We start from the raw sequence: 23559 nt of genomic DNA on the forward strand, positions 1-23559 counted from the left end.
ACCGTTATTTTAATGGGCTACTTATCAGGACTGTTTATTAAAGCTATTAATGCATGCCAACGATAACATAATATCAGCTAGTTAGACTTTAGCGCAGTTAGCCTTATAATAGAGGCTATAGTTAATCAGCAAGCGATAATAGTAAACGCGATAAACTACAACTAACCATAAATTTTGACTTAACTATAGCACTTTGGAGAATGGACAATGTACGGCATATTAATGATTGATATTGATAGCACAGTACTTACAGTTGAGGATATCAGCTTAATCAAGCAAGCCCAAGTTGGTGGCGTAATTTTGTTTGGTCGTAACGTAAAGGAGCCTTTGCAGGTACGCCATTTATGTGACGATATTCGCCATCACAACCCTGATATATTAATAGGAGTTGATCAAGAAGGAGGTCGTGTAGCACGCTTACGCGAAGGCTTTACTAAGCTGCCTGCTATGGGTCAGCTGGGTAAGTTATTTGATCAAGATCCAAGCCGCGCTTTAAGCTTAGCTTATGATTGTGGTTATTTAATGGCGGCTGAAGTATTGGCAGTAGGTATCGATATCAGCTTTGCCCCTGTGCTCGACAGAGATGGTATCAGTCAAGTGATTGGCGATCGCAGTTTTCACCAAGATCCGCAAATAATTGTGGCTCTAGGTACTCAGCTGATGCAGGGTATGAAAGCCGCTGGTATGGCAACTACTGGCAAGCATTTTCCTGGTCATGGCGCCATTGCGCCAGATTCGCATGTTGCAGAAGCTATTGATGAGCGTAGCTTTGATGAGATCATGGCGACTGATATTCAACCCTTTATCCAGACCCTTCCTTGGCTTGATGCGGTGATGCCAGCCCATGTTATTTTCTCGCAGATCGACGCTAAGTCTGCTGGGTTCTCTAAAGTTTGGTTACAAGATATTCTACGTCAGCAGCTACAGTTCGATGGTGTAATTTTCTCCGACGACTTGTCAATGCAAGGCGCTCAGGCTGCAGGTGATGTCAGTGCACGAGTACGAGCAGCGATTGAAGCGGGTTGTGATATCGCCTTAGTTTGTAATGATAGAGTAGCGGCTCATGAAGCAGCTGAAGCAGCTCAAGAGCTGCCTTATCCTAATCAAAATCGAGTTAAAACCATGCGCGGTAAGGTTCCGCAATGGCAAGGCAATCTTGAAGAAACTTGTCAGCAGTTTCAACACTGGCAACAAGCAAGACTTGCGGTCTCAACGGCTTTTTTTGCTCCGTCAATGGCTGAGCAGCTATCAGATAAAGTCAGCGACTTACTAGATCCTACTAACTATAAATAATAGCTATAAATAATAGCTATAAATAATAGCTAGTTAGCTATAGCATGCAACATCGATAGCGGGTTGCAAAGTCATAGATAAAACCAAAAAAACCGCGTCCATTAAAGACGCGGTTTTTGTTTTAGGGTTACTACAGTCTGAGAAACTTTAATCATTTACTAGTTAAAATTAAACAGGGTTATATTTTAACCTTATGGTTTCTTTGGGTCTAAAGCAGTACCTTGAGTTGGATCATCACTATCTGGTAGCAAATCATCATTGTTGCTATCAAGTGGATTCAAATCAGGATCTGGCATAGTAGCCGTACCTTTAGTAGCAGTATTGGTACTAGTACCAGCAGTAACTACTTCTTCTTTACCCATTGCTGACTCATCATATACTGTAAACTCAATGCGACGGTTACGGAAACGACCTTGGTCCGTTGAGTTATCAGCGATAGGGTTAGATTCACCTGCGCCTTTAGTAGATAACTTACTAGCATCGACACCTTTAGACACTAAGTAATCTTTTACAGCTTCTGCACGTTGACGTGACAAATCTAAATTATAAGCATCTGAAGCTAAGCTATCAGTATTACCAACAATAGTTAATGCCATATCCGGTACTGATTTAATAAGGGCAGCAGCGCGGTCAAGGAAAGGCTTGTTGGCTTCTGGAATAAGCGCTTCATCAAGTTCAAAGTTGATAACTTGTAAGCTTAAGGCACGAGCAACATCACGTGGATCTGGGTTTTCGCCAAGTCTACCCATAGCGGCATCAGCGGCAGCTAAACCACCATCAATTTCGCCTTGTAGATCTAATGGACCTTCTGCTTCTACTGTCATAGCAGGGGCAACAGCTTGTAAGTCACTAACTAGTTTAGCTAGCACAGTCTCATCAGATGAGTTTACTAAGATTTTATCGCCTTTAATAACCATACTAGCGTTTGGAACATCTTTAATAACCGCTAAGATTGCAGCAAGCTGTGGGGCTGCTGGCATATCTATAGCAAAGTTATTATCGACATCAGCACGACACTTATCAGCTTCTGTACCAAAGGCACCGCTCATCGCACTCATTACAGTACCTTGTAGCGCATCATCACCAACAGTCATACTACAAGCATATAAAGTGCTGCTCGTTTCGCCAGTAGCGATACGTAATGAAGCAGGCTCTACATCGGCAGCAACGGCGACTTGACCATTATCTGCTACTTGCTCTTCAGTGACTACAGGCGTTCCTACAGGCTCTGGGTTTTCTTGGCAACCACGTAACAAGGCCCAAGCCAAAGCAGCCAAAATAATCAGACCTATGATAGGCAATAATGCCTTCATAAAGCTGCCTGACTTTTCTTCTTCTTCACGTACTAGTGGCGCCATACTGGTAGTATCAGAAATACGTTTGCCAGCAGGAGCGGCAACTAACATGCCAGCAGGGATAACCGCACTAGCCCAAGCAGGAATATGATGCTGATAGCTGGATAAATTGTCATTTAAGAACTGCGGTACTGGCGTAGTACCTGCCAAGCTTTTGATCTCGTGATAAGCCAAAGGAGCTGCCATAGCGATTAAACCACGTGAAGCAGTAGCGTCAACATTGTGCGCAGCTGATAACTCACTTGATATCTGATCACGATGACTACCCTCTGTCCATACGCGATCATAAAACCCTTGGTCATCACGAGCGATATTTTCGTTAGCGAAGCGACCATAAGTGTCTGTATCCGCTAGACGCGCGGCAAAAACAGCATAGAACTGTTCAAGCAAGTTCTTTTTAGCAGGGTTATCATCACCACCTAGTACTGCTGGAGTGACCGTGCGTGTTAAATGACTAATAATATCCATAATATATTTCCTCAAGTTATAATTGTCTACCAACAACCTTTTAAATCATTGGCACTTTTCTTAAAACATCAAAACCATGACATTGCTGCCTAGTAGAATTGTTTATTGACTACGGTTCTACCTCATCACTATACCTAAAATATTTATCCATAACGTAATCGATTTTATAAAAAAATAATGGCTTACGTCTGATATTATCTTTTAAAATTCAATAAACAGTAGGATTATAATAATTGGTAGCACTACTTATTAGTTACTTATTATAAGAAGATGCGCACAATTCAATCAACAACCACTTCTAACAATCAAACTCGTTCGATAAAGAATCATCTACTAAATAACTACTTATAAAAATAAATACAAATACAAATGCTGACCTAATAGATGCCTACATTATAATTGTGGACAACTGTGAACTACAATAAACCTGATGTTGTGTAAATGCTACTATAAGTAATTTTTCAGTCGTTAGACGTAACTCTAAGCCCTATTCGCAACGAATGGATAACATAATATAAACAGATAGCGCTATCTATTACGAGAATTAATGAAATATTAGCTTATTAAATTGTTAATCTATAAGCCATAACTGATAATAATTAACTCTTTATCTCAGAATATAGATGGGACAATATAGTAAAGAAATAATAAAAACTGATTAATAATGCAGGTATCAGTGACTATTGAATAATTATTACTGGTTAGGATTCATATTTTTATCGACTGCTAGCGTATTGAATAAAGACTTAGATAAGATAGACTTATTGGCCTCAATTTCTATTTATGCTTTTGGTTTTTTAGCTAATAGTAGTAATCAATAGTAGTAACTGATAGTAATTATAGAACTAATAGGCTATAGATAGCTTTTGGCTAGCTAACATAACCGCTGAGATTACAGAAGCTATCCATATCGCTAAGTATTCACATATGGTCACCTGCTGTTTTAACAGCTAATTTGCTAGTGAAAACTTTGATGACAGATTACGTTAAGGCAGGGAAAGATTTAACTATTAAGTCAATCTTTTAATAAATAAGTAATGAGTGATAAGTAATAAAGACACTGGTACTCAAGCAGTAGTTAGTCATTACAAATTTGTATGTGTATGTAAATTACGCTGCGCTATCGTTGTGATTTATTTTTAAAGTCACTAAGATAAGGTCTACTTGTTAGATTTTTGCTATATTCTTTTATGCTAGCTGGTAGCCTTTTGACCCTTTTATTAATTAGTATTTGCCTAAGGAACTCCCTTTGCTGAACCATACCACCCTTATTATCATTATTACGGTTATCGTAAGCTTATTGGCATGGCAAAATAAGGCCTTGTTTAATCGTCTTATTTTTTATCCACCAGCAGTAAGCAGTGGGCAATGGGATCGTTTTGTCACTAACGGTTTCATTCATGCGGACAGTATGCACTTGCTGTTTAATATGTTCACTTTATACTTTTTTGGTCGAGCTATTGAAGGCATATATCAGCCTTTTTTAGCAGGATATGGTTTTTTAGTGTTCTACGTTTTGGCTATCGTCGTGGCGATGATTCCAAGCTATCTTAAAAATAAAGGCAATGCCAGTTACTTAAGCCTAGGCGCCTCAGGTGGGGTGTCAGCAGTATTGTTCGCCTTTATCTTACTAGCACCTTGGGACATGATTTATTTATTCGCAATCGTGCCTATTCCTGCGATTTTATTCGCTGTCGCCTACGTCGCTTACAGTATCTATGCCAACAAGCGTGGTGGCTCTAATATCAATCATATGGCTCACTTATGGGGTGGTGCCTTTGGGGTAATAGCTACTATTGCTCTACAGCCTCAGATATTGCCACATTTCATTAACGCTTTACTCTCGCCCAGCTTTTAGTGGGCTGTACCTTTTAGTATAAAAAATCAGTATAGAAAGCTAGTTATGATTATAGATATTATCGGCGATATTCACGGTTATGCTGACAAGCTTATTGGCTTGCTCACGCAGTTAGGTTATGTTCATAACGGCCAATATTTTGAACCTCCTAGCAATCATAGAGCGCTGTTCATTGGTGACTTGATAGACCGCGGTTCGCAGCAGCTGGCCACCTTAGAGTTAGTATTTGCCATGTTAGACGCTGATGTGGCCGATGCGGTTATGGGCAATCATGAATACAATGCCTTAGCCTATGCTACTATTGACCCCAATGAGCCAGATCAGTATTTACGCCCGCACAATGCTATCCATACTGCTCAGCATCAAGCATTTTTGGCAGAGATAGCATTTGGTTCTGATTTACATCGTTATTGGCTGGCACGTTTATATGAGCTGCCATTATGGATTGAAACTGACTACGCTTGTTTTGTCCATGCTTGCTGGGATGTCGACAGCATGGCGGTATTACAGCCGTTATTGAGCGCTAATCACTGTCTAACGGAGCGAGCACTGATAATGACCTCACAAAAGCACAGCTTGCCTTATGAGGCATTAGAGCGGGTGCTAAAGGGAGTAGAAACCCCGCTACCAGCAGGGTTAGTCATTATCGATAAAGAAGGTACTGAACGTTCAAGAGTGCGAGTACGCTGGTGGCTAGATGAATTAAATAAACGCACTATCCATCAAATTGCGCGCGCCCCAGATTCAGGATTAGCGCAGATTCCGATAGATGCCTTAGCAGAAAATATAGACTTTACTTTGAAGACCGATAAACTGGTATTCGTGGGCCATTATTGGCTAACTGGTGAGCCACAGCCCTTAAGTGCACAAGTTATTTGTACCGACTATTCTGCAGCGGTAGATAGTGGCTACTTGACTTGCTACCAGTTAGAGACTACTAAGTCCCTAGCACTCTCCTCCAGCAATTTTGTTCAGTATCGCCACGACTGCTAATCCTCTACTGTTTGATACAGTCTGATTAATTAACTAATTATTGATTAGTTATTCATCCTTTGGCAATCGGCAGTTAAATAACGTTTAAAAAACTGCTAAATTATGCTCTATTAACAGTAGCACTCAAACTTGTCTTTACGGCAGTAGTAGAATTTTTGTATGATAGTCTTTTTGAGGATATTGCGCCATGAGCACTGTCACTACCCAACCTAATCCCATTACCTCACCTGCCGGCCCAGCCAAAGTAGGTATCATCATGGGTTCGCAGTCTGATTGGGCTACTATGAGCGCTGCTGCACAACTATTAGCTGACTTCGATGTTGCTTTTGAATGCGAAGTAGTCTCAGCCCATCGAACACCTGACCGATTGTTTGATTATGCCAAAGCCGCCAAAGATAATGGCTTACAAGTGATTATAGCTGGTGCGGGCGGTGCTGCTCATTTACCAGGTATGTGTGCCAGCCAAACGCCATTGCCAGTATTGGGTGTACCCGTTAAGTCCTCTATGCTCAGCGGTTGGGATAGCTTATTATCTATCGTTCAAATGCCTAAAGGCGTGGCGGTCGGTACTTTAGCGATCGGTAGTGCCGGTGCTTATAACGCCGCTTTGCTTGCTATTCAGATCTTGGCGCTACAAGATAAGGTGCTAGCTACCAAACTGCATGACCTACGTCAAAAGCAAACCGAAACTATCTTAGCTAGCCCCACCCCAGGCATCATTAACCAGTAAATAAAAAACAGCTACTGTATCTAACTTACTTGCTAATAAATAGGTTTTATTGTAGGTAAAGGTTACTTTGTATAAGTCTTTTACATGAGTGTTTTAGTGACAAGGTGCCTATAGTGCACCTTTTGCTATTTTATTAGCCTTACTACTCTGCGAGCTATCCCTAGATTTTGACTCTGCAATATTCTAGAGTATTGTAGAGTCTGCTTAACTAAATCATTCAAATCATCTTATTAATTTAAAGGCCAGCTATGACCACAGCCAATGCTTATCCTGTTACTCAAACTATTCGCACTATCGGTATCTTAGGCGGTGGTCAGCTCGGCATGATGCTAGCTCAAGCAGCTATGCCGTTAGGTTATCAGTGCGTGTTTTTGGAGGACAATGCTGATTGTCCAGCTGGCCTCTATGGTCGAGTTTATACTAGTGATCAATTAGAGGATTTCATCGCTGCTGCTGAAGTATTTACGCTAGAGTTTGAAAACACCCCTACTGCGACTGTTGAACGCTTGGCTAAACTTTCTGCTAGCCAGCAAAAACAGGGAATGTTTCCACCTCCTATCGCCCTTGAGATTGCGCAAGACCGCTTAAAAGAAAAACAATTATTCAATGATCTTGACATCGCTACTGTACCGTTTAAAGCGGTTTCCTCTCTAGCTGATTTGCAGCAAGCTTGCAGTACTTTGGGCCTGCCTATTGTGTTGAAAACCAGTCGTGGTGGCTATGATGGCAAAGGTCAATACGTTATAAAAGAGCAAAGTGACATAGCGCTGGCTTGGCAAGAGCTCAAAGCTGCGGTGAGTGGCGATGGTCGCCTTACTTCACTGCCAGCACCACTTATAGCCGAAGGCTTTATTAACTTCAGCCGTGAGGTATCCATCATTGCAGCACGTGGCCAAGACGGTACCGTACGCTGTTATGACTTGGTGGAAAACCATCACTATCAAGGTGTGTTGGCTAAAACTCAAGCACCAGCTGTAGGCACTAGCCACTTGTTTGCGCAAGCACAGAGCAGCATGACTACTTTGATGAATCATCTCGACTACGTAGGCGTTATGGCGCTTGAGCTGTTCGTTACTAAAGATGAGCGCGGTAATGATTACCTGTTGGCGAATGAGATTGCTCCAAGAGTGCATAACTCTGGACATTGGAGCATTGAAGGCGCTGTTACTAGTCAGTTTGAAAATCACATACGGGCGGTGGTCGGTTTACCACTTGGAGATACTGATAATATACATCCGGTCATTATGCTCAACGTACTGGGGCAGTATCCTGATACTAAAGCAATAATGGCTATTGATGGGGCGCACTATCACAGCTATCATAAAGCTGAGCGTGAAGATCGCAAGATTGCTCATATTACCCTGATGCCCAATGATGTTGCCGATTTAGAACTGGCATTAGCTAAGCTGATCACTATTATGCCTAATAAAATGGGCTTAGATAAAAAGCCCTCTTCACTATTAATTAACCAAGCGATAGCGGACCTAGTAACCGATACTAAAAGCAATGATTCGCAACAAGAGCAGTCAAGTGCTGCTGAAATAGTGATGGCTAGTAATACTGCTGATGCCACCAAAACAGCAGAGCCTAAAACTACTACTAAGCCAAAATCTATAAAACATACTGTTGATAAGGCGAAAAAATAATGCAGATTTGGGTTGATGCTGACTCAGTACCTCTAATAGCCAAAGACTTGATTATTAAAACAGCTGAACGTACTCAGACTACCGTAATATTCGTCGCCAATCAGCCTATTAAATTACGTAAGTCACCGCTATTAATTATGACCGTGGTGCCACAAGGTTTTGATAAAGCTGATGATTATATCGCCGAAAATATTCAAGCAGGAGACTTGGCTATTACTAGCGATATTCCACTAGCCAATGATATTCTGGATAAAGGCGGCAAAGTACTGACCTCACGTGGGGTCATTTACGATCATAATAACATCAAGCAAAAGCTCAATATGCGTGACTTCATGGATACTATGCGTGGTACTGGCGTTTTAGAATTGCAGGAGATGAGCGGTCAGAAACCTTATGGCGACCGTGATAAAAAGTCTTTTGCTGATGGGCTGAACCGCTTAGTTCGTTAATTAGACCCCGTGCTTGAACTGAATTTAAATTGTAAATTTTTTACTTGCGAAAGGTATTTTGCATGGTGACTATACCATCATGCAAGCAGATACTTAAAAGAGCGTACAAGCTAAAAGGCCTGTACGCTCTTTTGTTTATTTAAATGGTGTAGCTATTGATGATTGATAATTAATGAGTATTGCTGATAGCTTGTTAATTACTGGTTACTCGCTATTAGCTATTAGGCCAAATCACTAGGGAAAGGGATCACTTCTCGTAGATTTTTGGCACCTGAGATAACCATCAATAGTCTGTCTAAACCAACGGCTATACCACTACAAGCCGGTAAGTCATCACAAGCAGCAACTAGATGCTGGTCAATAGGCATCTGTGCTAAATCATGCTGTTGACGTAACAGATTGTCCTGCTCAAAGCGTTGTTGCAGCGCTGCGCCATCGGCCAGTTCATCGTAAGCATTAGCAATCTCAATACCATTTATATATAGCTCAAAGCGCTTGGCTACAAGATTACCGTCTTTATCAACATCAGTCTTAGCTAGTGCAGCAGTAGCTGGAGGATAGTCGATGATTAAAGTAGGTAAATCGTGACCTAGATTGGGTTCTACCAAGTGACTAAATAATAGATCCAGCCACTGTTGACGATCGTCAGCGTCATCCTCTAAAATGGCGCTGATACTCTCCTCACTTTCTACAGAGTGGGACGGTGGTGCAAAACTTTTAGCGACTAGGCCTTTATCCTCAGCTATAGCTCTCAATGCCGTAACACTAGCGGTGAGAGGATGAATACCTACAAAGTCAATAAACGCATCGATATAGCGATAGTCAGTCATAACCACCGGATAGCCGTACAGCACCTCTAGTAATTTTGCCAACTCCTCACCTAACTCCGTCAAGCTATAACCTAGTCGGTACCATTCGAGCATAGTAAATTCAATGTTATGGCGCGAACCAATTTCGTTATCACGAAATACTGGACAGATTTGATATATCGCTACTTGCCAACTAGCGAGCAAACGTTTCATAGCGAATTCGGGTGAGGTATGTAGATAGTAAGCACTAGGCTTGTCCTGATAAGTTACCCTACAAGCCACTGACTGCAAAAAAGTGTCAGTATTTGCTGCTTGTGATAACAAAGGCGTCTGCACTTCTAACACTTGACGCTGCGCAAAAAACTGCCTGATGTCAGCTAGCATTTTTGCTCTTTTGTGCGCCATTGCTAAGCTCATTGTAGGCTCATAAATCGCCTTATCATCTGTAGCTTTTATCAGCGACTCATTATTTAGGCTCATCTTATACTAGTGCTCACTGGTAGTTATCAACTAGATTTTTTATGTTAAATATTAGAAACGAAACCGTTAGGACTGCCATTCACGACGCAAATGATAGTCCCGACGCAACTGATCAAAGTCAGCACCTTTAACTTGCCCATCCGCTATTTTTGCTCGCAATGCTCGGTCATCTTTTGCGATATCATAAAACTTATTTAAACGCTCAGGATGGGCTTTAAGCTCAGACCATAAGTACAAGTTCACTGGCAATAAGTGCAGCATAGATTGCACAGGTTCGACAGCCAACTGCTCGCATAGAGCATCATAGATCATCTGGGTGCCGCGCAGCTTACCTTCTACGCTATAGCCTGCAATGTGTGGCGTGGCAAAAGTTAATTGGTCCAGCAAGCTCTTGTCGACTTGCGGCTCATGCTCGAACACATCTAGTACCACTTGGCGTCCAGTACTTTCAATATTGGCCTTTAGCGCTGCCTCGGCGATCACAGGCCCACGCGCACTATTAATCAGTAGCGTATCGGGCGACATAAGCTGCAGCGCTGCTGAGTCAATAAGATGCTCAGTTGGATAATCGCTAGCATTGTTAATAGCTTTGCCATTAGCAGCAACCGTCAAAGGTACATGCAAACTAATAGCAGCACTTTGGCTAAGCAGTTGCTCAAAGCTGGCATTATTATATTTTGATGCTGGTAACAACGGATCGTAACCTAGTACTTGCCAGCCTAGATCAGTAGCATACTGAGCCAGCGTACTGCCAATATTCCCTAGTCCAATAATACCCAAGGTCATCGGCTGCTGCCAGTACTGTGGCTGCAAAGTCAGTATCGCTGTTAACACATATTGGGCAACGGAATGTTTGCTACAGCCAGCAGCATTAGCAAAAGTGATATGACGCTCAGCCAGATAAGCTTGATCGACATGATCAGTACCAATAGTGGCTGATCCAACAAATTTGACACTAGTATTATTAGCTAGTAATTGCTCATCCACTAACGTCACTGAACGTATCAGCAATACATCCGGTTGTAGCTCGCTTAGCAATTGCGCATCTATATCACGGCCTATCGCTTTTATAATTTTTATATTCTGCGCTGGGTCTTGACCTAAGGTTTGCGGATTAAAAAAGTCATCAAGGCTAGCGATATTGCTATCGGCAAGGATAGTAAGGACAGTCGGTTTATTAGTTAACATAGTAGTGCCACCAGCTTAATGGTTATAGGATTAGTGGTAGGTAGGAATATTCATTTATCATTACCAGCTATTAACTGTTTGCAGGGTTTTCACTATCGTCTTGGTTCTGCTGCTCGAAGTTTAGTAACATCTGATTATCAGTTAATATGACTTGCTTAGGGGCGAAAATCTCGTTTTTATGCTGTGATATCCACTCGCGCCAAATAGCAAGGCCAATAGCTAGCACTACAGGGCCGATGAACAAACCAACGAAACCAAAAGCTGTAAGACCGCCTAATACGCCGATAAAGATAATGATAAAAGGAATCTTAGTAGCGCCACTAATGACGATAGGACGAATAAGATTGTCGACCCAACTGATCACCAAAACACCCCATAAAGCCAGACCAATACCTTCAGTAGTATAACCTTGACTCAACAGCCAAATCGATACTGCGCCCCACGCAAACGGAGTACCAAAAGGTATTAGCGCCACTCCAAAAGTGATGAGGGTAAGTAAGATAGGACTAGGCGCACCAGAAAAGTAATAACCAACGCCTGCCAATAATGCCTGCGCTAATGCTGTTAGACCAATACCATAAACCACAGCGCGCGTGGTAGTGCCTACAGAATCAATATAGCCATCAATACGGTTGCCGATGATATTGCGCAAGGCTTGACGAATCTGCCGTATTAGACTGATACCATCACGGTAAAAGAAGTAAAGCGTCATCAAAGCCATACCTAATTTAGCAAGGCTGCTGAACAACACATCAAGAGCCACTTTGCCGTAGTATAAGTGCGACTGAATCCAAGCACGAAAAGCTTCGAGAGTACCTTCAGGATTCTTATTTATTCTCCATAAGATATCTTGAATTTGTTGACCGATAACTGGTAAGTTTTTAAGAGAATCAGGCATATCAAGATAGCCGACCTTGATACGATAAATGAGGTTAGTGTAAAGGCTAAGCGCTTCTTGTTGCAGTATAAATATCGCTATGACTAAGGGTATGCCTATCATTAGCGAGATACTGATGGTCATAATGGCCGCACTAACATTTGAACTGAACTTTACTTTTTCATGGAAAAACTTATAAATAGGAAAAGTAACGTAGGCCAAAATCGCAGCCCAAAGCGCTGGTACAATGAAGAACTGCACCACTTGAAAGCAAAGTATAAACAGTATCACTAGTAACGTAATGGCTAGTAATCGCTGAATAACGACCTCTTTTGTCCAGTTTTCAATCATAGCGTATGAACCAACCAATAACAGCCTTATAGGATATTACTGCGAATTATATGAATATGTAGGCATAAGCCTATGAATAGAAGTTTATAAACTGTATACCTATGCGCCCAGTAAACATCTTAACAACCAGCAGCCATTATGCAATAAGATAAGACGAATAAATAATACTGTGTTGTAATTTTTACTTACAATTTTGTTTTAGGTAGTGTGTTAAGGCGGTGTTGAGCCACGAGCAGTAGACCCTGTTGCAGTCGAATGTTCAACACGCTTTAGTCTTGAAATAAAACTAAAAGTAATAGTAAGCAAAATTCACTTAAGTCGATAATAAGATAGTTTTGTTTAGCGTGCAAAAACACCGCAGCGTTCTCTTAGCATTAGTAATTGATGTTATACTAAGGGTATTATTTTGTGCGTACGGAATCCATTGAGATTTTTTTTAGCTGCCTATTTGGCAATATTTTTGCTAGCTAGCACAACTATATAGCTTAGTCTCAGCACTAGATTCACTGACCTGCGTTGGTGCTAAAGTTGCGAATAATAGCTAAGTATTTACTTTTTGCCTATTATTTGCCTAGCTTACTGGCCATTTCGGTACTTTAGCTACCAAACATTATAAGCGATAAATTATACAAACAAGTTAAACCATTAAGCCCTATAACTGAATTATTTTAAAAAAACTAAGCCATATATTATAGTTTGGTCAGCACATTCTAAATAAGCATTTTAACTAGACGATCCAAATAAATAATAATCCACTAAATTTTAAATACTATATTGATAGGAACAATAACAATAACAATGTCAAAAGACAATAGCCAAGCTCATCCCCCTGTTACTAATACTGCTGAAAAACCATCTGCAAAGACCAACTCTATTACTTTCGCTTTAGCTCAATCACACTTTTTAGTCGGCGACATTACCGCCAATGCTGAAAAAATGCGTGCGCTTGCAATAGAAGCACGTGAGCAAGGTGCTGATGTTATTATCTTCCCTGAACTAGCGCTTTTAGGTTACCCTCCACAAGATTTATTACTACGCCCTAGTCTTTCAGGTCGTATCAAAAGCGCTTTATCGAACTTAAGTGACATTGAAGATATCGTCATGATTGTTGGTTACCCTCATGTGGATCATCACGGTACTTTTAACTCAGCAGCTATTCTGCATAACGGCCATCAAAAGGGCTTTTATCATAAGCAATTCTTACCTAATTATGGGGTATTTGACGAGCGTCGTTATTTTGATAAAGGTCGTAACCAAGTTTTATTTGACTATAAAGGCATAACTATAGGTCTTCTTATCTGTGAAGACTTATGGGAAAAGAACCTAATTGCAGAACTAAAAGAGCAAGGTGCAGAGCTAATTATTAGCCTCAACGCTTCCCCTTTCCAAAGAGAAAAGCAAGATACTCGCAAAGCTATGCTAAGCAAGCGCAGTAGTGACAATAAGCTACCGATTATTTATGTTAATGCAGTTGGTGGTCAAGATGATTTAGTATTTGACGGTGGCTCAATGGCAGTACAAGCCAATGGTACTATTGCTCACGAAGCTACACGCTTTATGAATCAGCTGTTACTAGCCACTTTAGATGTCAATACTGGTACCTTTAACACTCAAGCTAAAGCGCCACTGTCATTGAGCCGTGAGTCTGAGATGTATCAAGCCTTAGTAGTGGGCTTACGTGATTATGTTAATAATTCAGGCTTTACTGGGGTGATTATTGGTCTGTCCGGTGGTATTGATTCAGCGCTGACTTTATGTATAGCTGTCGATGCCTTAGGCGCAGACAAAGTCTATGCCGTGATGATGCCTTATGAGTACACCTCAAAAATCAGCTTAGAGGATGCCCAAGCACAAGCGCGTCGTTTGAATGTTTCTTATACTGTCTGCCCTATTTTTGATGCAGTAGAAGGTATTCGTCATACCCTTGCGCCATTATTCAATAAGTCACCAGCGGACACTACCGAAGAGAACATCCAAGCTCGCGCCCGTGGAGTGATCTTGATGGCGTTATCGAACAAGTTTGGTCATTTGGTCATCACTACGGGTAACAAATCTGAATTAGCAGTAGGCTACTCTACTTTATATGGTGATATGGCGGGTGGTTTTGACGTATTAAAAGACGTTTATAAGACCCAAGTTTATGACTTGGCCAGCTATCGTAATCGTTTAGAAGATACCCCAGTTATTCCTGAGCGAGTCATCACTCGCCCACCTTCAGCTGAGCTACGAGCTGATCAAACCGACCAAGACAGTCTGCCCGATTATGCCATATTAGACGGTATCCTCACTTTATATATTGATGAAGATATGGGCTATCAGGATATCGTATCTAAAGGTTTTGACGAAGACTTAGTCGCTAAAACTATCAAGATGGTCGACCATAGCGAGTTTAAGCGTCTACAAGCCCCTATTGGTACTAAGATCAGCCACAAAGCTTTTGGGCGCGAACGCCGCTATCCTTTAGTAAATAAATGGTCACTAAAAGGCTAACTATAAAAGATAGAGGCTAGCTAGCTTAAACCCTAGCTAGCCGATAATCAGACTTATAGCGAAATCAATGATGAAATAATTAGCTGGGTGCTTGCCCAGCTTTTTTATTACCTGTTGATAAATTTTAGTCCCTGTTTTTATGTTGCGTTTTTACTTTATGTCGTTACTTTTTATCTTTATCCCAATAGCCGCCTTAATCGTCCCCTTAATTATCGCTTCAATAATCTTCTCTAACCCTATCTATATTTATCCGAGTATTTCATGAGCTTGCTAACCGCTAGTGTATTTCTATTTTTATTACTGGCCCTGAGTGCCTTCGTTTCTGGTGCGGAGATTGCCATTGCCGCCAGCCGCAAGATTAAGTTACAAGTAATGGCCAAAGAAGGGGAAGTACGCGCCCTTGATGTCCTCAATATGCAACAACATTCCGGTAGCTTTATTACCGTAGTGCAAGTCGTGCTCAATGCAGTAGCTATCTCCGCTGGAGCGATTGGCGAATCAGCTATCAGTCCTTATTTATCCCTATTATTCAAAAATGAAACTGTGGCCTCTGTGCTGTCGTTTATCATTATCACTAGTGTATTTTCACTGCTCGCCGACTTAATGCCCAGACGGCTGGCTATGTCAGACTCTGAAAATGTCTCTGTCAAACTAGTACGACCAATGATATTTTTGATCTTTATTTTTAAGCCTATGATTTGGGTATTCGATGGCGCAGCAAACGTACTGTTTAAAGCGCTAGGTATTTCGACTATTCGCCAAGATGATATGACTTCAGAGGATATCTATGCGGTGATGGATGCTGGTGCAGAAGCAGGAGTCATTAAGCATCAAGAACACCATTTGATTGAAAATATTTTTGAGATGCAAGAGCGCACGGTGACTTCAGTGATGAACCCTCGCGAGCATGTGGTTTATTTTGATAGCAAGGCTAGTACTGAGCATATAGTGGCCGTGATGATTAGACAGCCGCACAATAAGTTCTTAGTTTGTATCGACGACGACTTAGAAAATATCATTGGCTATGTTGAGTCTCGCAGTTTTTTGGCATCGGTACTTGAGCAACAGCTGGTGTGCCTGACCGATCAAGCACTGCTAAAACCTGCGCTGTTCGTTCCCAATACGCTATCGCTATTTGAAGTATTAGAAACGTTTAAATCAACGGGTGCAGATTTTGCGGTCATCGTTAATGAATACGCTTTAGTAGTAGGCGTTATTACCCTAAAAGATGTGATGAGTATCGTAATGGGCGAGCTAGTTACTTTAGAGGAGCAGCCTATCATTCAGCGTACTGATAACTCGTGGCTGATTGACGGTATGACCCCGATTGAAGATGTTATTAGAGCGCTTGGTATCGTCAATCTACCGCACAGTCAAAACTATGAAACCATCAGTGGCTTTATGATGTATATGCTACGCAAAATCCCCAAAAAGACCGACAGTATTGACTATGCCAACTATCATTTTGAGATTCTTGCTACTGAAAAACTCAAAATCAATCAGCTGCTGGTAACTAAGTCTGAGGAGGGTGTTTAAACAGCACCGTGTTTGTATAAAATACTATTTATAGAAGACCAGCTTTAAATAAGACACCGTTTGCACAAAAACAAAGAGTAGAAAGAACTGTTTTAATAACAGCTTATGGCAACAAACAGTTCTTTCGAGCAAGAGCTTTTTTAAGTAGCAGCTCGTGCAAGTAGCCACTCTTTTTAAGCAACAATCATTCAAACAAAACATCTGGCTAATCACGTGCACCAAATATTGCGGTGCCAACTCGTACCATAGTCGAGCCATTAGCAATCGCCTCAGTCATATCATCACTCATACCCATACTTAGCGTGTCCCAAGCAGTGAGCTCTGGATACTGCTGCTGTATGTCGTTAAATAACTGCTGAGTACGGGCAAAAGCATCAGTATCTGCTTTGGCAGGAATTATCATAAGTCCACGCAGCTGTAAGCGCTCATAACTTTTGATAGTAGCTATCAAATCAGCAAGCTCTGCAGGCAAGCAGCCTGATTTACTATCTTCATTATCAATATTGAGCTGAATAAGGACATTCAATGGTGCCATACCATCTGGGCGCTGATCATTTAAACGCTTGGCGATAATGTCACGTTCAACAGTCTGCACCCAATCAAAGTTCTCCGCTATATCACGAGTTTTGTTGCGCTGAATACTGCCAATATAATGCCAAACAATAGCGGCAACTTCAGGGTCTGCCCGCAAGGTAGTTATCTTATCGACGGCTTCTTGTAGGTAGTTCTCTCCAAATTCACGCTGACCTTGCTTAGCTAAAGTAGCAATCATCTCAGCAGGCTTAGTCTTAGACACAGCTAATAAGGTCACTTTACTCGCTGATTTGGATTCCGGTTGTTGAGAGGCCTGCTCACAAGCTTGCATAACTTGAGCACTTACTTGTTGCCAGTTACTAAGCAGTTGACGGTAATCACTATCGCTCTTATTAGCTTGGTCATTATTACTTGCTGTATTTGCATCGTTGTTATTTTTAGGATTAACCAAAGAACTATTCATAAAATACTCGTATCGGAAGTTTCTATAGAAATCTATTTTTGCCTTGGTATGCGCTAATAGATGGTTAAGTGTGACTAGTATTGTTATTATATTGTTACATTACCTTACTTACTATGTGAATATTTGTTCAATCATAGCCATAGCAGATTAACATAAAACCATCCTTGCTCTTTGTAAATATAAGCTTAGAGGGTACAGCGTTGTATTTTATTGACCATTAGGAATCGTTAATTATGTCTGAAAAAAGCAGTTTGAGCATTGAAGACTTGCTACGTTTTGCGGTCAAGCACCAAGCATCAGATTTACATATTTCGGCAGGAATGCCAGCAATTATTCGAGTGGATGGCGAGATGACTCGTATTAATATGCCAGCAATGAACCATCAAGTCGTTCATCAGCTGATCTACGCTATCATGAATGATAAGCAGCGAGCAGATTTTGAACAGTTTTTTGAGACCGACTTTTCTTTCGAGATACCTAATTTAGCCCGTTTTCGAGTAAATGCTTTTAACCAAAACCGGGGTGCCGGCGCTGTTTTTCGTACTATCCCCTCCAAAGTTTTGTCCATGGATGACTTAGATATGGGTGAGGTCTTCAAACAGGTATCTGACTTTAAGCGTGGAGTAGTACTAGTCACTGGTCCTACCGGCTCTGGTAAATCAACGACCTTAGCCGCTATGGTTGATTACATTAATGAGACCCGTAAAGAGCATATCCTAATTATCGAAGACCCGATTGAATTTGTTCATGAGTCCAAAAAAAGTCTAATTAACCAGCGTGAAGTGCACCGTGATACTTTGGGCTTTGAACCAGCCCTACGCTCAGCTTTGCGCGAAGATCCAGATGTGATTTTGGTCGGTGAGCTACGTGACCTTGAGACCATACGTTTGGCCTTGACTGCTGCTGAGACTGGACATTTAGTATTCGCCACCTTACACACTAGCTCAGCCGCCAAAACTATCGACCGGGTTATTGATGTGTTTCCTGCGGCAGAAAAATCTATGATTCGAGCTATGTTATCTGAATCCTTGCAAGCCGTTATCTCGCAAACTCTATTGCCACGCAAAACAGGTGGCCGTGTCGCTGCCCACGAAATCATGCTTGGTACGCCGGCTATCCGTAATTTAATACGCGAAAACAAAGTAGCGCAGATGTACTCCTCTATTCAAACTGGTGCTAGCGAAGGCATGATTACCCTCGACCAATCACTAAAGAACTTAATCAGCAAAGGCACTATTAGTAAAGAAGTCGCTCGTCCTTATGCCAAACAACCTGATGCGTTCTTGTAATTTGATTTTATAGGCAGTTTTTATAGCTCAATACTTGTTACTTGTTACTCAACATTTAGTGCTCAATGACTTCATGGCTTTTTGACATCGACTTGATTACTTTGAGCCTTTTTAACTTTTATCTATATGCGACTATCATTATGGACTTCGATAAACTATTACAACTGATGATTACGAATAATGGCTCTGACTTATTTATTACCGCCAATGTCGCCCCATCGATGAAGATGAACGGTGTCATCCATCCTGTAGGTAAAGTTGCATTGACAGGCAAGCAAGTTGAAACCTTAGTCAGAGGCGTAATGACAGAATGTCAGCGTAAAGAGTTTGCTGAGACTAATGAATGTCAGTTTGCTATCACCGATGACTTAGAAACCGCACGCTTTCGAGTCAGTGCTTTTAGGCAGCGTGACATGCCAGGTATGATTTTGCGAAAAATCGAAAATAAAATTCCTACTACTGATGAGCTAGGCTTACCCCCATTATTGCAACAACTGGCCATGAAGAACCGCGGCATTATATTGTTAGTGGGTGCTACAGGAACAGGAAAGTCTACTAGCCTCGCTGCTATGATAGGACATCGTAATCGTAACTCGCATGGCCACATTATTACTATTGAAGACCCTATAGAGTTTATCCATCAGCATCAAGGCTGTATTATCACCCAGCGCGAAGTGGGTATCGATACTTTAACTTTTGAGACAGGTCTAAAAAATACTCTGCGTCAAGCACCAGATGTTATTCTAATCGGAGAAATTCGTAATCGTGAAGTGATGAACTATGCGATTCAATACGCTGAAACTGGCCACTTAGTTTTCGCAACTTTGCACGCTAACAATGCCAACCAAGCCATAGATCGAATTATTCACTTTTTTGAGGCGGATCGTCATAGTCAGCTCTTTATGGATGTATCACTTAACTTACAAGCGATTGTCGCTCAGCAACTCATCCCTACCCCAGATGGTCGAGGACGCCGCGCCGCTGTTGAAATATTACTAAACTCGCAGCTGATAAGTGATTACATTCGTAAGGGTGAAATTCACGAAATAAAACAGGTTATGGCTCGTTCACGTAATACTGGTATGCAAACTTTCGATCAAGCCCTGTTCGACTTGTACGAAAACTCTGAGATCACTTACCAAGATGCTATTAAGTATGCTGATTCACCAAATGATCTGCGTTTACAGATCAAGCTCAATAGCAGACATAGTAATAACCATAAAGATAAAAATATTGAAAAGCTTTCTTTAGATGCTAATTAACTATTGGCATTAAGCTATCATTAGCCGTTGATAAACTGCGGTTAAACAAATCACCGCTATTGAGCTATCAGTGTTTAGATAGTGTATTTATAACGGCGAATAATGAAAAGTAGCAACTGCCAACCAACTTTGAAAGGGCTATCCTCAAGCTATCGGCAATAAAAAAAGCCTTCATTTATAAAGGCTTTTTTTATACTTAATATCTTATGCTTAATATCTTATGCTTAATACTAAGTGTTCGATACTAGGCATTCGATACTAAGCACTTGCTACTAAGCATAAGACATTAGTAGCACAGTACTACATCGAATAGCTCTAAAGCTAGCTGAATGCTGCGACTTACTTGGCGCTATCCTTACATTCTTGATTATTGCAGATACCATACAGTACTAGTGAGTGTCCTGAGAGCTTAAAACCATGCTCATTTGCCACTCTCAGCTGTTCTTCTTCGATAATTTCGTTGTGAAACTCAATAATCTTACCACAGACATCACAAACCAAATGGTCATGATGCTCGTCTTGGGTGATCTCGAACACAGAAAGATTGTTTTCAAAATTATGACGCTCAACAATACCCGCTTGCTCGAACTGAGTTAATACTCGATAAACCGTGGCTAAACCCACATCTTCACCTTGCCCAATCAGTGCTTTATAAACTTCTTCAGCACTCATATGGTGATGCTCGGCGCTTGCTAATAATTCTAAAATCTTAATACGGGGTAAGGTAACTTTAAGCCCTGCTTTACGTAAATCTTGATTGGTAAAAGCCATAGTATCTCTCTTGACTATTAAAGTCTCAGTAAATAAAAATTTTTTGCAATGATGAAGAAGTGCGGATGAAAGCAAGCTATTGGCTAAAGCTAACAACCATTAAAGGATAAGAACTGGGCTTTAACAGCTTTAAATTATCTGAAAATACTATTGTAAGTATACAAGCTTAAGCTTATAAAGCTTTAATTCTGTTAAGATTATAAGGTACTAGTAGTTATAGTTATTCTATAATGCTTATTAAATAATGTCGTAAGTGATAGGCAATTGCAAGTAAATCACGTATCATTTGTCCAAGATTGTCGGTAACGGTTGTATTAACAACTGTTGGCCGTACCTAACCCATTTCTTATGAGTCATCTTACCATGATAAATTCATTATCTCTTCGTTCTATTGCTAATGCTCGTATGCTACGCAAACTTATAATCGCTATGAGCCTTGGTGCTACAGTGACGCTATCAGGCTGTTCACTATTTAGCGTTTATAAGATTGATCTGCCGCAAGGAACCCCTATTACTCAGACTCAAGCCCAGACCGTAAAGGTAGGTATGAATCAGAACCAAGTGCTCTATATCTTAGGCAGCCCTGCCATTAGAGACACTCTAGAACCTAATCGTTGGGATTATATTTATGATTTCCAAGCAGGTACGGAAGGCAGTCGTAAGGGCATTGCTAATATAAAAAATGCTAGCCAGCATTTGCGAGTCTATTTTGATGCCAATGGTATAGTTAATCGTATTGAAGGTATTGAAACCTTGCCGCAACCTGTTAAATAACACAGGCTGAATAATGCAAGATAAGCTAGGATTATAAATTAGCGGTGATAAATCAGTTTTAATAACTCAGTCTTAAACCCTAATTAGCATAAAGCGCTGTTTACTTTTTAAACAGCGCTTTTTTATGTGCTTGGTTTTGTCTGCTGACAGTCTATAAGTGTATAGTTAGCCTTTATTTAGACTTATTTTTGCGTTGAGCCATAGGGTCAGTGCTTAAGCTCCTATAAACCTCAATTCGATCAAGCGCCTGCAACTGATAGCTGAGTGGCTGCTTTTGTGCATAAATTCCCACATGCCATAGCTTGGCAGTGGGAGTGATAATCGCTGCTACTTGCTCACACCATACTGCCAAATCAGCAAACTGTGTTAACCACCCTGCTTGTGCCAACGCCTGATATATTGTCGTGCCTTTACTCACTTCTAAGCTCAGATAATGCTGAATTTGTGCCGTCTCTGCATAAGCTAAGTGTACCGTTATTGGCTTAGATACTAGCGTTTGCAAGGGCATCTGCACTGCCACCTCATTATCTATTAGCTCATCCACTGTAATACCCAACCTACTAAGGCTAAAATCAGCGCTAAGGGCACAAAAATACGAATGGCTATGCGCCATAAGTTATAGAAGCCTTCATTACCGAAGTTTAAAGACTTACGTAGATGACTAATTTTCATCTGCCAACCTACGAATACTGAAAGTAATAATACCGCTACGCTGCTAATAATAACTAACAATCCTACTAGCCAAGTGGTTGGTACGGCTATTACTAACACTACCCCTAGACCTACAGTCAATAGCAAGCTAATTACCAGCCCAAACTTATAAGATAATTGTTGTACGGCATAATGTAGCAAATAACTGACTACAAACAGTACCCCTAGCCCATATACCAGTTGGGCGATTGGTGGCAGATTTAGACCACTAATAAATAACGCAATCACCCCAACTATCAACTGTAATATCCAAATCGGTAATACTAGTTTAGTGGCGCGGTATACCGCAGTAGACTGATTTTTTGTCGTGGCAGCTTCACTATGGTTAGCACTTGAGGTTAATAGCGTTTGTTTACTGACTAAGTGCTGTCCGAACCAATACAGACCAGTACCAGCACCTACACTCACTAATGCTAACGCTACGGCTCGTGCCCATTCGCTTAAGCTAATATCCGTCATAGCAAAGCTAATAGTAGGCAAGCCATTGGCAACGCCTAGCGCTAACCCTATGATCATCAACCCTAGGCCAATTGGTAAAGGAGCTGCTCCAAGCAAGCTTAGCAAGACGGCGATGACTAGCAAACCGGCACCAACAGCGAAGCTTGGTATATTAGGCACACTATTAAGCTCAGTGAGTGCGGCTAATATCCTGTTACTGGCATCAGAGACTACTAGTGCTGCAATAACTATCGATACTAAAGCTGCAAGCCAGGCAAAGCTTCGCCATAGTGAACTGGCATCAGCTTCACGTGTCAGCTTTTGCATGCCTGCTAATGGCGACTCAGCACTGCGATAAGCTAAAGCAACCTCAGCATAAATGACTGGTAGAGATACTAGCACCATGGCTAATAACCATAGTAACCAAAAATCAATTTCACCAATTGAGGCTGGGGCAAACCAGCGAAACAATAATAGCGGTAGTAGTGCAGCTATAAAATAAGAGGCATAACGGATCATCATAATTTCAATCCAAACGTTCTAAAGTAATAAGTAGCGTTAGAGGCTTTGCAATAGGTACAAATACGTCCTGATATAGAAATATAATTATTCTTATATATAAATACAGCTATATAGGAGTACTAGCTTAATAGAAATACCAGCTTATTATAAACTCTTATCATTTATATAAGGCAGTATCTATAAGCCATTATTTGTAGAGCTGTGTCTTTCAGCGGTTACACATAATAGACAGCTAGCTATAAAAAAACCCCGGAATCGGGGTTTAGTAGCTA

The 23559-nt window shown here is 41.1% G+C and carries 19 protein-coding genes; 11 read left to right on the top strand and 8 right to left on the bottom strand.

What is annotated here, in order from left to right:
* The first annotated feature begins 207 nt into the window (after positions 1-207).
* Positions 208-1293 carry a beta-N-acetylhexosaminidase gene (gene nagZ, locus KZA12_RS03570; RefSeq protein ID WP_218689261.1) on the top strand — a complete coding sequence of 362 codons (1086 nt, stop codon included), beginning with the start codon at positions 208-210 and terminating at the stop codon, positions 1291-1293.
* Positions 1294-1484: 191 nt separating this feature from the next.
* Here the strand turns inward: nagZ and KZA12_RS03575 are convergent, their stop codons facing one another.
* A complete protein-coding gene (locus KZA12_RS03575) occupies positions 1485-3116 on the bottom strand; it encodes an OmpA family protein (RefSeq protein ID WP_201621776.1) in 1632 nt (543 codons plus the stop codon).
* 1249 nt (positions 3117-4365) lie between these two features.
* On the opposite strand from KZA12_RS03575, the gene KZA12_RS03580 reads away from it, so the two are divergent.
* The 5 genes from KZA12_RS03580 (at position 4366) to KZA12_RS03600 (ending at position 8792) form a co-directional block, all read left to right on the top strand.
* Complete coding sequence (locus KZA12_RS03580; RefSeq protein WP_218689262.1) at positions 4366-4974, top strand: rhomboid family intramembrane serine protease; 609 nt, start codon at positions 4366-4368, stop codon at positions 4972-4974.
* Positions 4975-5019: 45 nt separating this feature from the next.
* On the top strand, positions 5020-5967 hold the full coding sequence (locus KZA12_RS03585) for a metallophosphoesterase (RefSeq protein ID WP_201621774.1): 948 nt from the start codon (positions 5020-5022) through the stop codon (positions 5965-5967).
* Positions 5968-6154: 187 nt separating this feature from the next.
* On the top strand, positions 6155-6697 hold the full coding sequence (gene purE / locus KZA12_RS03590) for a 5-(carboxyamino)imidazole ribonucleotide mutase (RefSeq protein ID WP_201621773.1): 543 nt from the start codon (positions 6155-6157) through the stop codon (positions 6695-6697).
* Between the two features lie 248 nt (positions 6698-6945).
* Positions 6946-8343, top strand: a complete 1398-nt coding sequence (locus tag KZA12_RS03595) for a 5-(carboxyamino)imidazole ribonucleotide synthase (RefSeq protein ID WP_256932812.1) — start codon at positions 6946-6948, stop codon at positions 8341-8343.
* Positions 8343-8792: a YaiI/YqxD family protein gene (locus tag KZA12_RS03600; RefSeq protein ID WP_201621772.1), complete on the top strand. Its 450-nt coding sequence runs from the start codon at positions 8343-8345 to the stop codon at positions 8790-8792. Before KZA12_RS03595 ends, KZA12_RS03600 begins: the two co-directional genes overlap by 1 nt.
* A 221-nt stretch (positions 8793-9013) precedes the next feature.
* Here the strand turns inward: KZA12_RS03600 and epmA are convergent, their stop codons facing one another.
* From epmA to KZA12_RS03615, 3 genes are all read right to left on the bottom strand, one after another.
* A complete protein-coding gene (gene epmA, locus KZA12_RS03605) occupies positions 9014-10081 on the bottom strand; it encodes an EF-P lysine aminoacylase EpmA (RefSeq protein WP_201621771.1) in 1068 nt (355 codons plus the stop codon).
* A gap of 66 nt (positions 10082-10147) precedes the next feature.
* Positions 10148-11269 carry a 4-phosphoerythronate dehydrogenase gene (locus KZA12_RS03610; RefSeq protein WP_218689263.1) on the bottom strand — a complete coding sequence of 374 codons (1122 nt, stop codon included), beginning with the start codon at positions 11267-11269 and terminating at the stop codon, positions 10148-10150.
* A 70-nt stretch (positions 11270-11339) separates the two neighbouring features.
* Complete coding sequence (locus KZA12_RS03615) at positions 11340-12497, bottom strand: AI-2E family transporter (protein ID WP_201621769.1); 1158 nt, start codon at positions 12495-12497, stop codon at positions 11340-11342.
* Positions 12498-13295: 798 nt separating this feature from the next.
* Here KZA12_RS03615 and KZA12_RS03620 point away from each other — a divergent pair.
* Both KZA12_RS03620 and KZA12_RS03625 read left to right on the top strand, forming a co-directional pair.
* Positions 13296-14987 (top strand): NAD+ synthase, encoded by a 1692-nt coding sequence (locus KZA12_RS03620; RefSeq protein ID WP_201621768.1) that lies wholly within the window; start codon positions 13296-13298, stop codon positions 14985-14987.
* 261 nt (positions 14988-15248) lie between these two features.
* On the top strand, positions 15249-16523 hold the full coding sequence (locus KZA12_RS03625) for a hemolysin family protein (RefSeq protein ID WP_201621767.1): 1275 nt from the start codon (positions 15249-15251) through the stop codon (positions 16521-16523).
* Positions 16524-16728: 205 nt separating this feature from the next.
* Here KZA12_RS03625 and KZA12_RS03630 read toward each other — a convergent pair whose 3' ends face one another.
* Complete coding sequence (locus tag KZA12_RS03630) at positions 16729-17520, bottom strand: YggS family pyridoxal phosphate-dependent enzyme (protein WP_218689264.1); 792 nt, start codon at positions 17518-17520, stop codon at positions 16729-16731.
* 251 nt (positions 17521-17771) lie between these two features.
* Here KZA12_RS03630 and KZA12_RS03635 point away from each other — a divergent pair, with 251 nt between their 5' ends.
* Positions 17772-18809, top strand: a complete 1038-nt coding sequence (locus KZA12_RS03635) for a type IV pilus twitching motility protein PilT (RefSeq protein WP_201621951.1) — start codon at positions 17772-17774, stop codon at positions 18807-18809.
* A gap of 140 nt (positions 18810-18949) precedes the next feature.
* Positions 18950-20071, top strand: a complete 1122-nt coding sequence (locus KZA12_RS03640; protein ID WP_201621765.1) for a PilT/PilU family type 4a pilus ATPase — start codon at positions 18950-18952, stop codon at positions 20069-20071.
* 339 nt (positions 20072-20410) lie between these two features.
* On the opposite strand, the gene fur is transcribed toward KZA12_RS03640, so the two are convergent.
* The gene (fur, locus tag KZA12_RS03645; RefSeq protein ID WP_201621764.1) at positions 20411-20842 is read right to left on the bottom strand and encodes a ferric iron uptake transcriptional regulator; all 432 of its coding nucleotides are present in this window, start codon (positions 20840-20842) and stop codon (positions 20411-20413) included.
* A gap of 348 nt (positions 20843-21190) precedes the next feature.
* Here fur and KZA12_RS03650 point away from each other — a divergent pair, with 348 nt between their 5' ends.
* Positions 21191-21616, top strand: coding sequence for an outer membrane protein assembly factor BamE (locus KZA12_RS03650; protein ID WP_218689265.1), 426 nt, complete (start codon positions 21191-21193; stop codon positions 21614-21616).
* A 172-nt stretch (positions 21617-21788) separates the two neighbouring features.
* Here KZA12_RS03650 and KZA12_RS03655 read toward each other — a convergent pair whose 3' ends face one another.
* Together KZA12_RS03655 and KZA12_RS03660 are read right to left on the bottom strand one after the other, a co-directional pair.
* Positions 21789-22160 (bottom strand): RnfH family protein, encoded by a 372-nt coding sequence (locus KZA12_RS03655; protein ID WP_373416576.1) that lies wholly within the window; start codon positions 22158-22160, stop codon positions 21789-21791.
* The gene (locus KZA12_RS03660; protein WP_218689266.1) at positions 22148-23287 is read right to left on the bottom strand and encodes a hypothetical protein; all 1140 of its coding nucleotides are present in this window, start codon (positions 23285-23287) and stop codon (positions 22148-22150) included. The genes KZA12_RS03655 and KZA12_RS03660 overlap by 13 nt, the downstream gene beginning before the upstream one ends.
* Positions 23288-23559 lie beyond the last annotated feature (272 nt).

Source organism: Psychrobacter sp. BF1 (genome assembly GCF_019279065.1).
Taxonomy (GTDB): Bacteria; Pseudomonadota; Gammaproteobacteria; order Pseudomonadales; family Moraxellaceae; genus Psychrobacter; species Psychrobacter urativorans.

Bases quoted from the DNA above. Each gene is read 5' to 3' on its own strand.
- nagZ (WP_218689261.1), top strand. From the start codon at position 208: ATGTACGGCATATTAATGATTGATATTGATAGCACAGTACTTACAGTT.
- KZA12_RS03575 (WP_201621776.1), bottom strand. From the start codon at position 3,116: ATGGATATTATTAGTCATTTAACACGCACGGTCACTCCAGCAGTACTA.
- KZA12_RS03585 (WP_201621774.1), top strand. From the start codon at position 5,020: ATGATTATAGATATTATCGGCGATATTCACGGTTATGCTGACAAGCTT.
- purE (WP_201621773.1), top strand. From the start codon at position 6,155: ATGAGCACTGTCACTACCCAACCTAATCCCATTACCTCACCTGCCGGC.
- KZA12_RS03595 (WP_256932812.1), top strand. From the start codon at position 6,946: ATGACCACAGCCAATGCTTATCCTGTTACTCAAACTATTCGCACTATC.
- KZA12_RS03600 (WP_201621772.1), top strand. From the start codon at position 8,343: ATGCAGATTTGGGTTGATGCTGACTCAGTACCTCTAATAGCCAAAGAC.
- epmA (WP_201621771.1), bottom strand. From the start codon at position 10,081: ATGAGCCTAAATAATGAGTCGCTGATAAAAGCTACAGATGATAAGGCG.
- KZA12_RS03610 (WP_218689263.1), bottom strand. From the start codon at position 11,269: ATGTTAACTAATAAACCGACTGTCCTTACTATCCTTGCCGATAGCAAT.
- KZA12_RS03615 (WP_201621769.1), bottom strand. From the start codon at position 12,497: ATGATTGAAAACTGGACAAAAGAGGTCGTTATTCAGCGATTACTAGCC.
- KZA12_RS03620 (WP_201621768.1), top strand. From the start codon at position 13,296: ATGTCAAAAGACAATAGCCAAGCTCATCCCCCTGTTACTAATACTGCT.
- KZA12_RS03625 (WP_201621767.1), top strand. From the start codon at position 15,249: ATGAGCTTGCTAACCGCTAGTGTATTTCTATTTTTATTACTGGCCCTG.
- KZA12_RS03630 (WP_218689264.1), bottom strand. From the start codon at position 17,520: ATGAATAGTTCTTTGGTTAATCCTAAAAATAACAACGATGCAAATACA.
- KZA12_RS03640 (WP_201621765.1), top strand. From the start codon at position 18,950: ATGGACTTCGATAAACTATTACAACTGATGATTACGAATAATGGCTCT.
- fur (WP_201621764.1), bottom strand. From the start codon at position 20,842: ATGGCTTTTACCAATCAAGATTTACGTAAAGCAGGGCTTAAAGTTACC.
- KZA12_RS03650 (WP_218689265.1), top strand. From the start codon at position 21,191: ATGAGTCATCTTACCATGATAAATTCATTATCTCTTCGTTCTATTGCT.
- KZA12_RS03660 (WP_218689266.1), bottom strand. From the start codon at position 23,287: ATGATGATCCGTTATGCCTCTTATTTTATAGCTGCACTACTACCGCTA.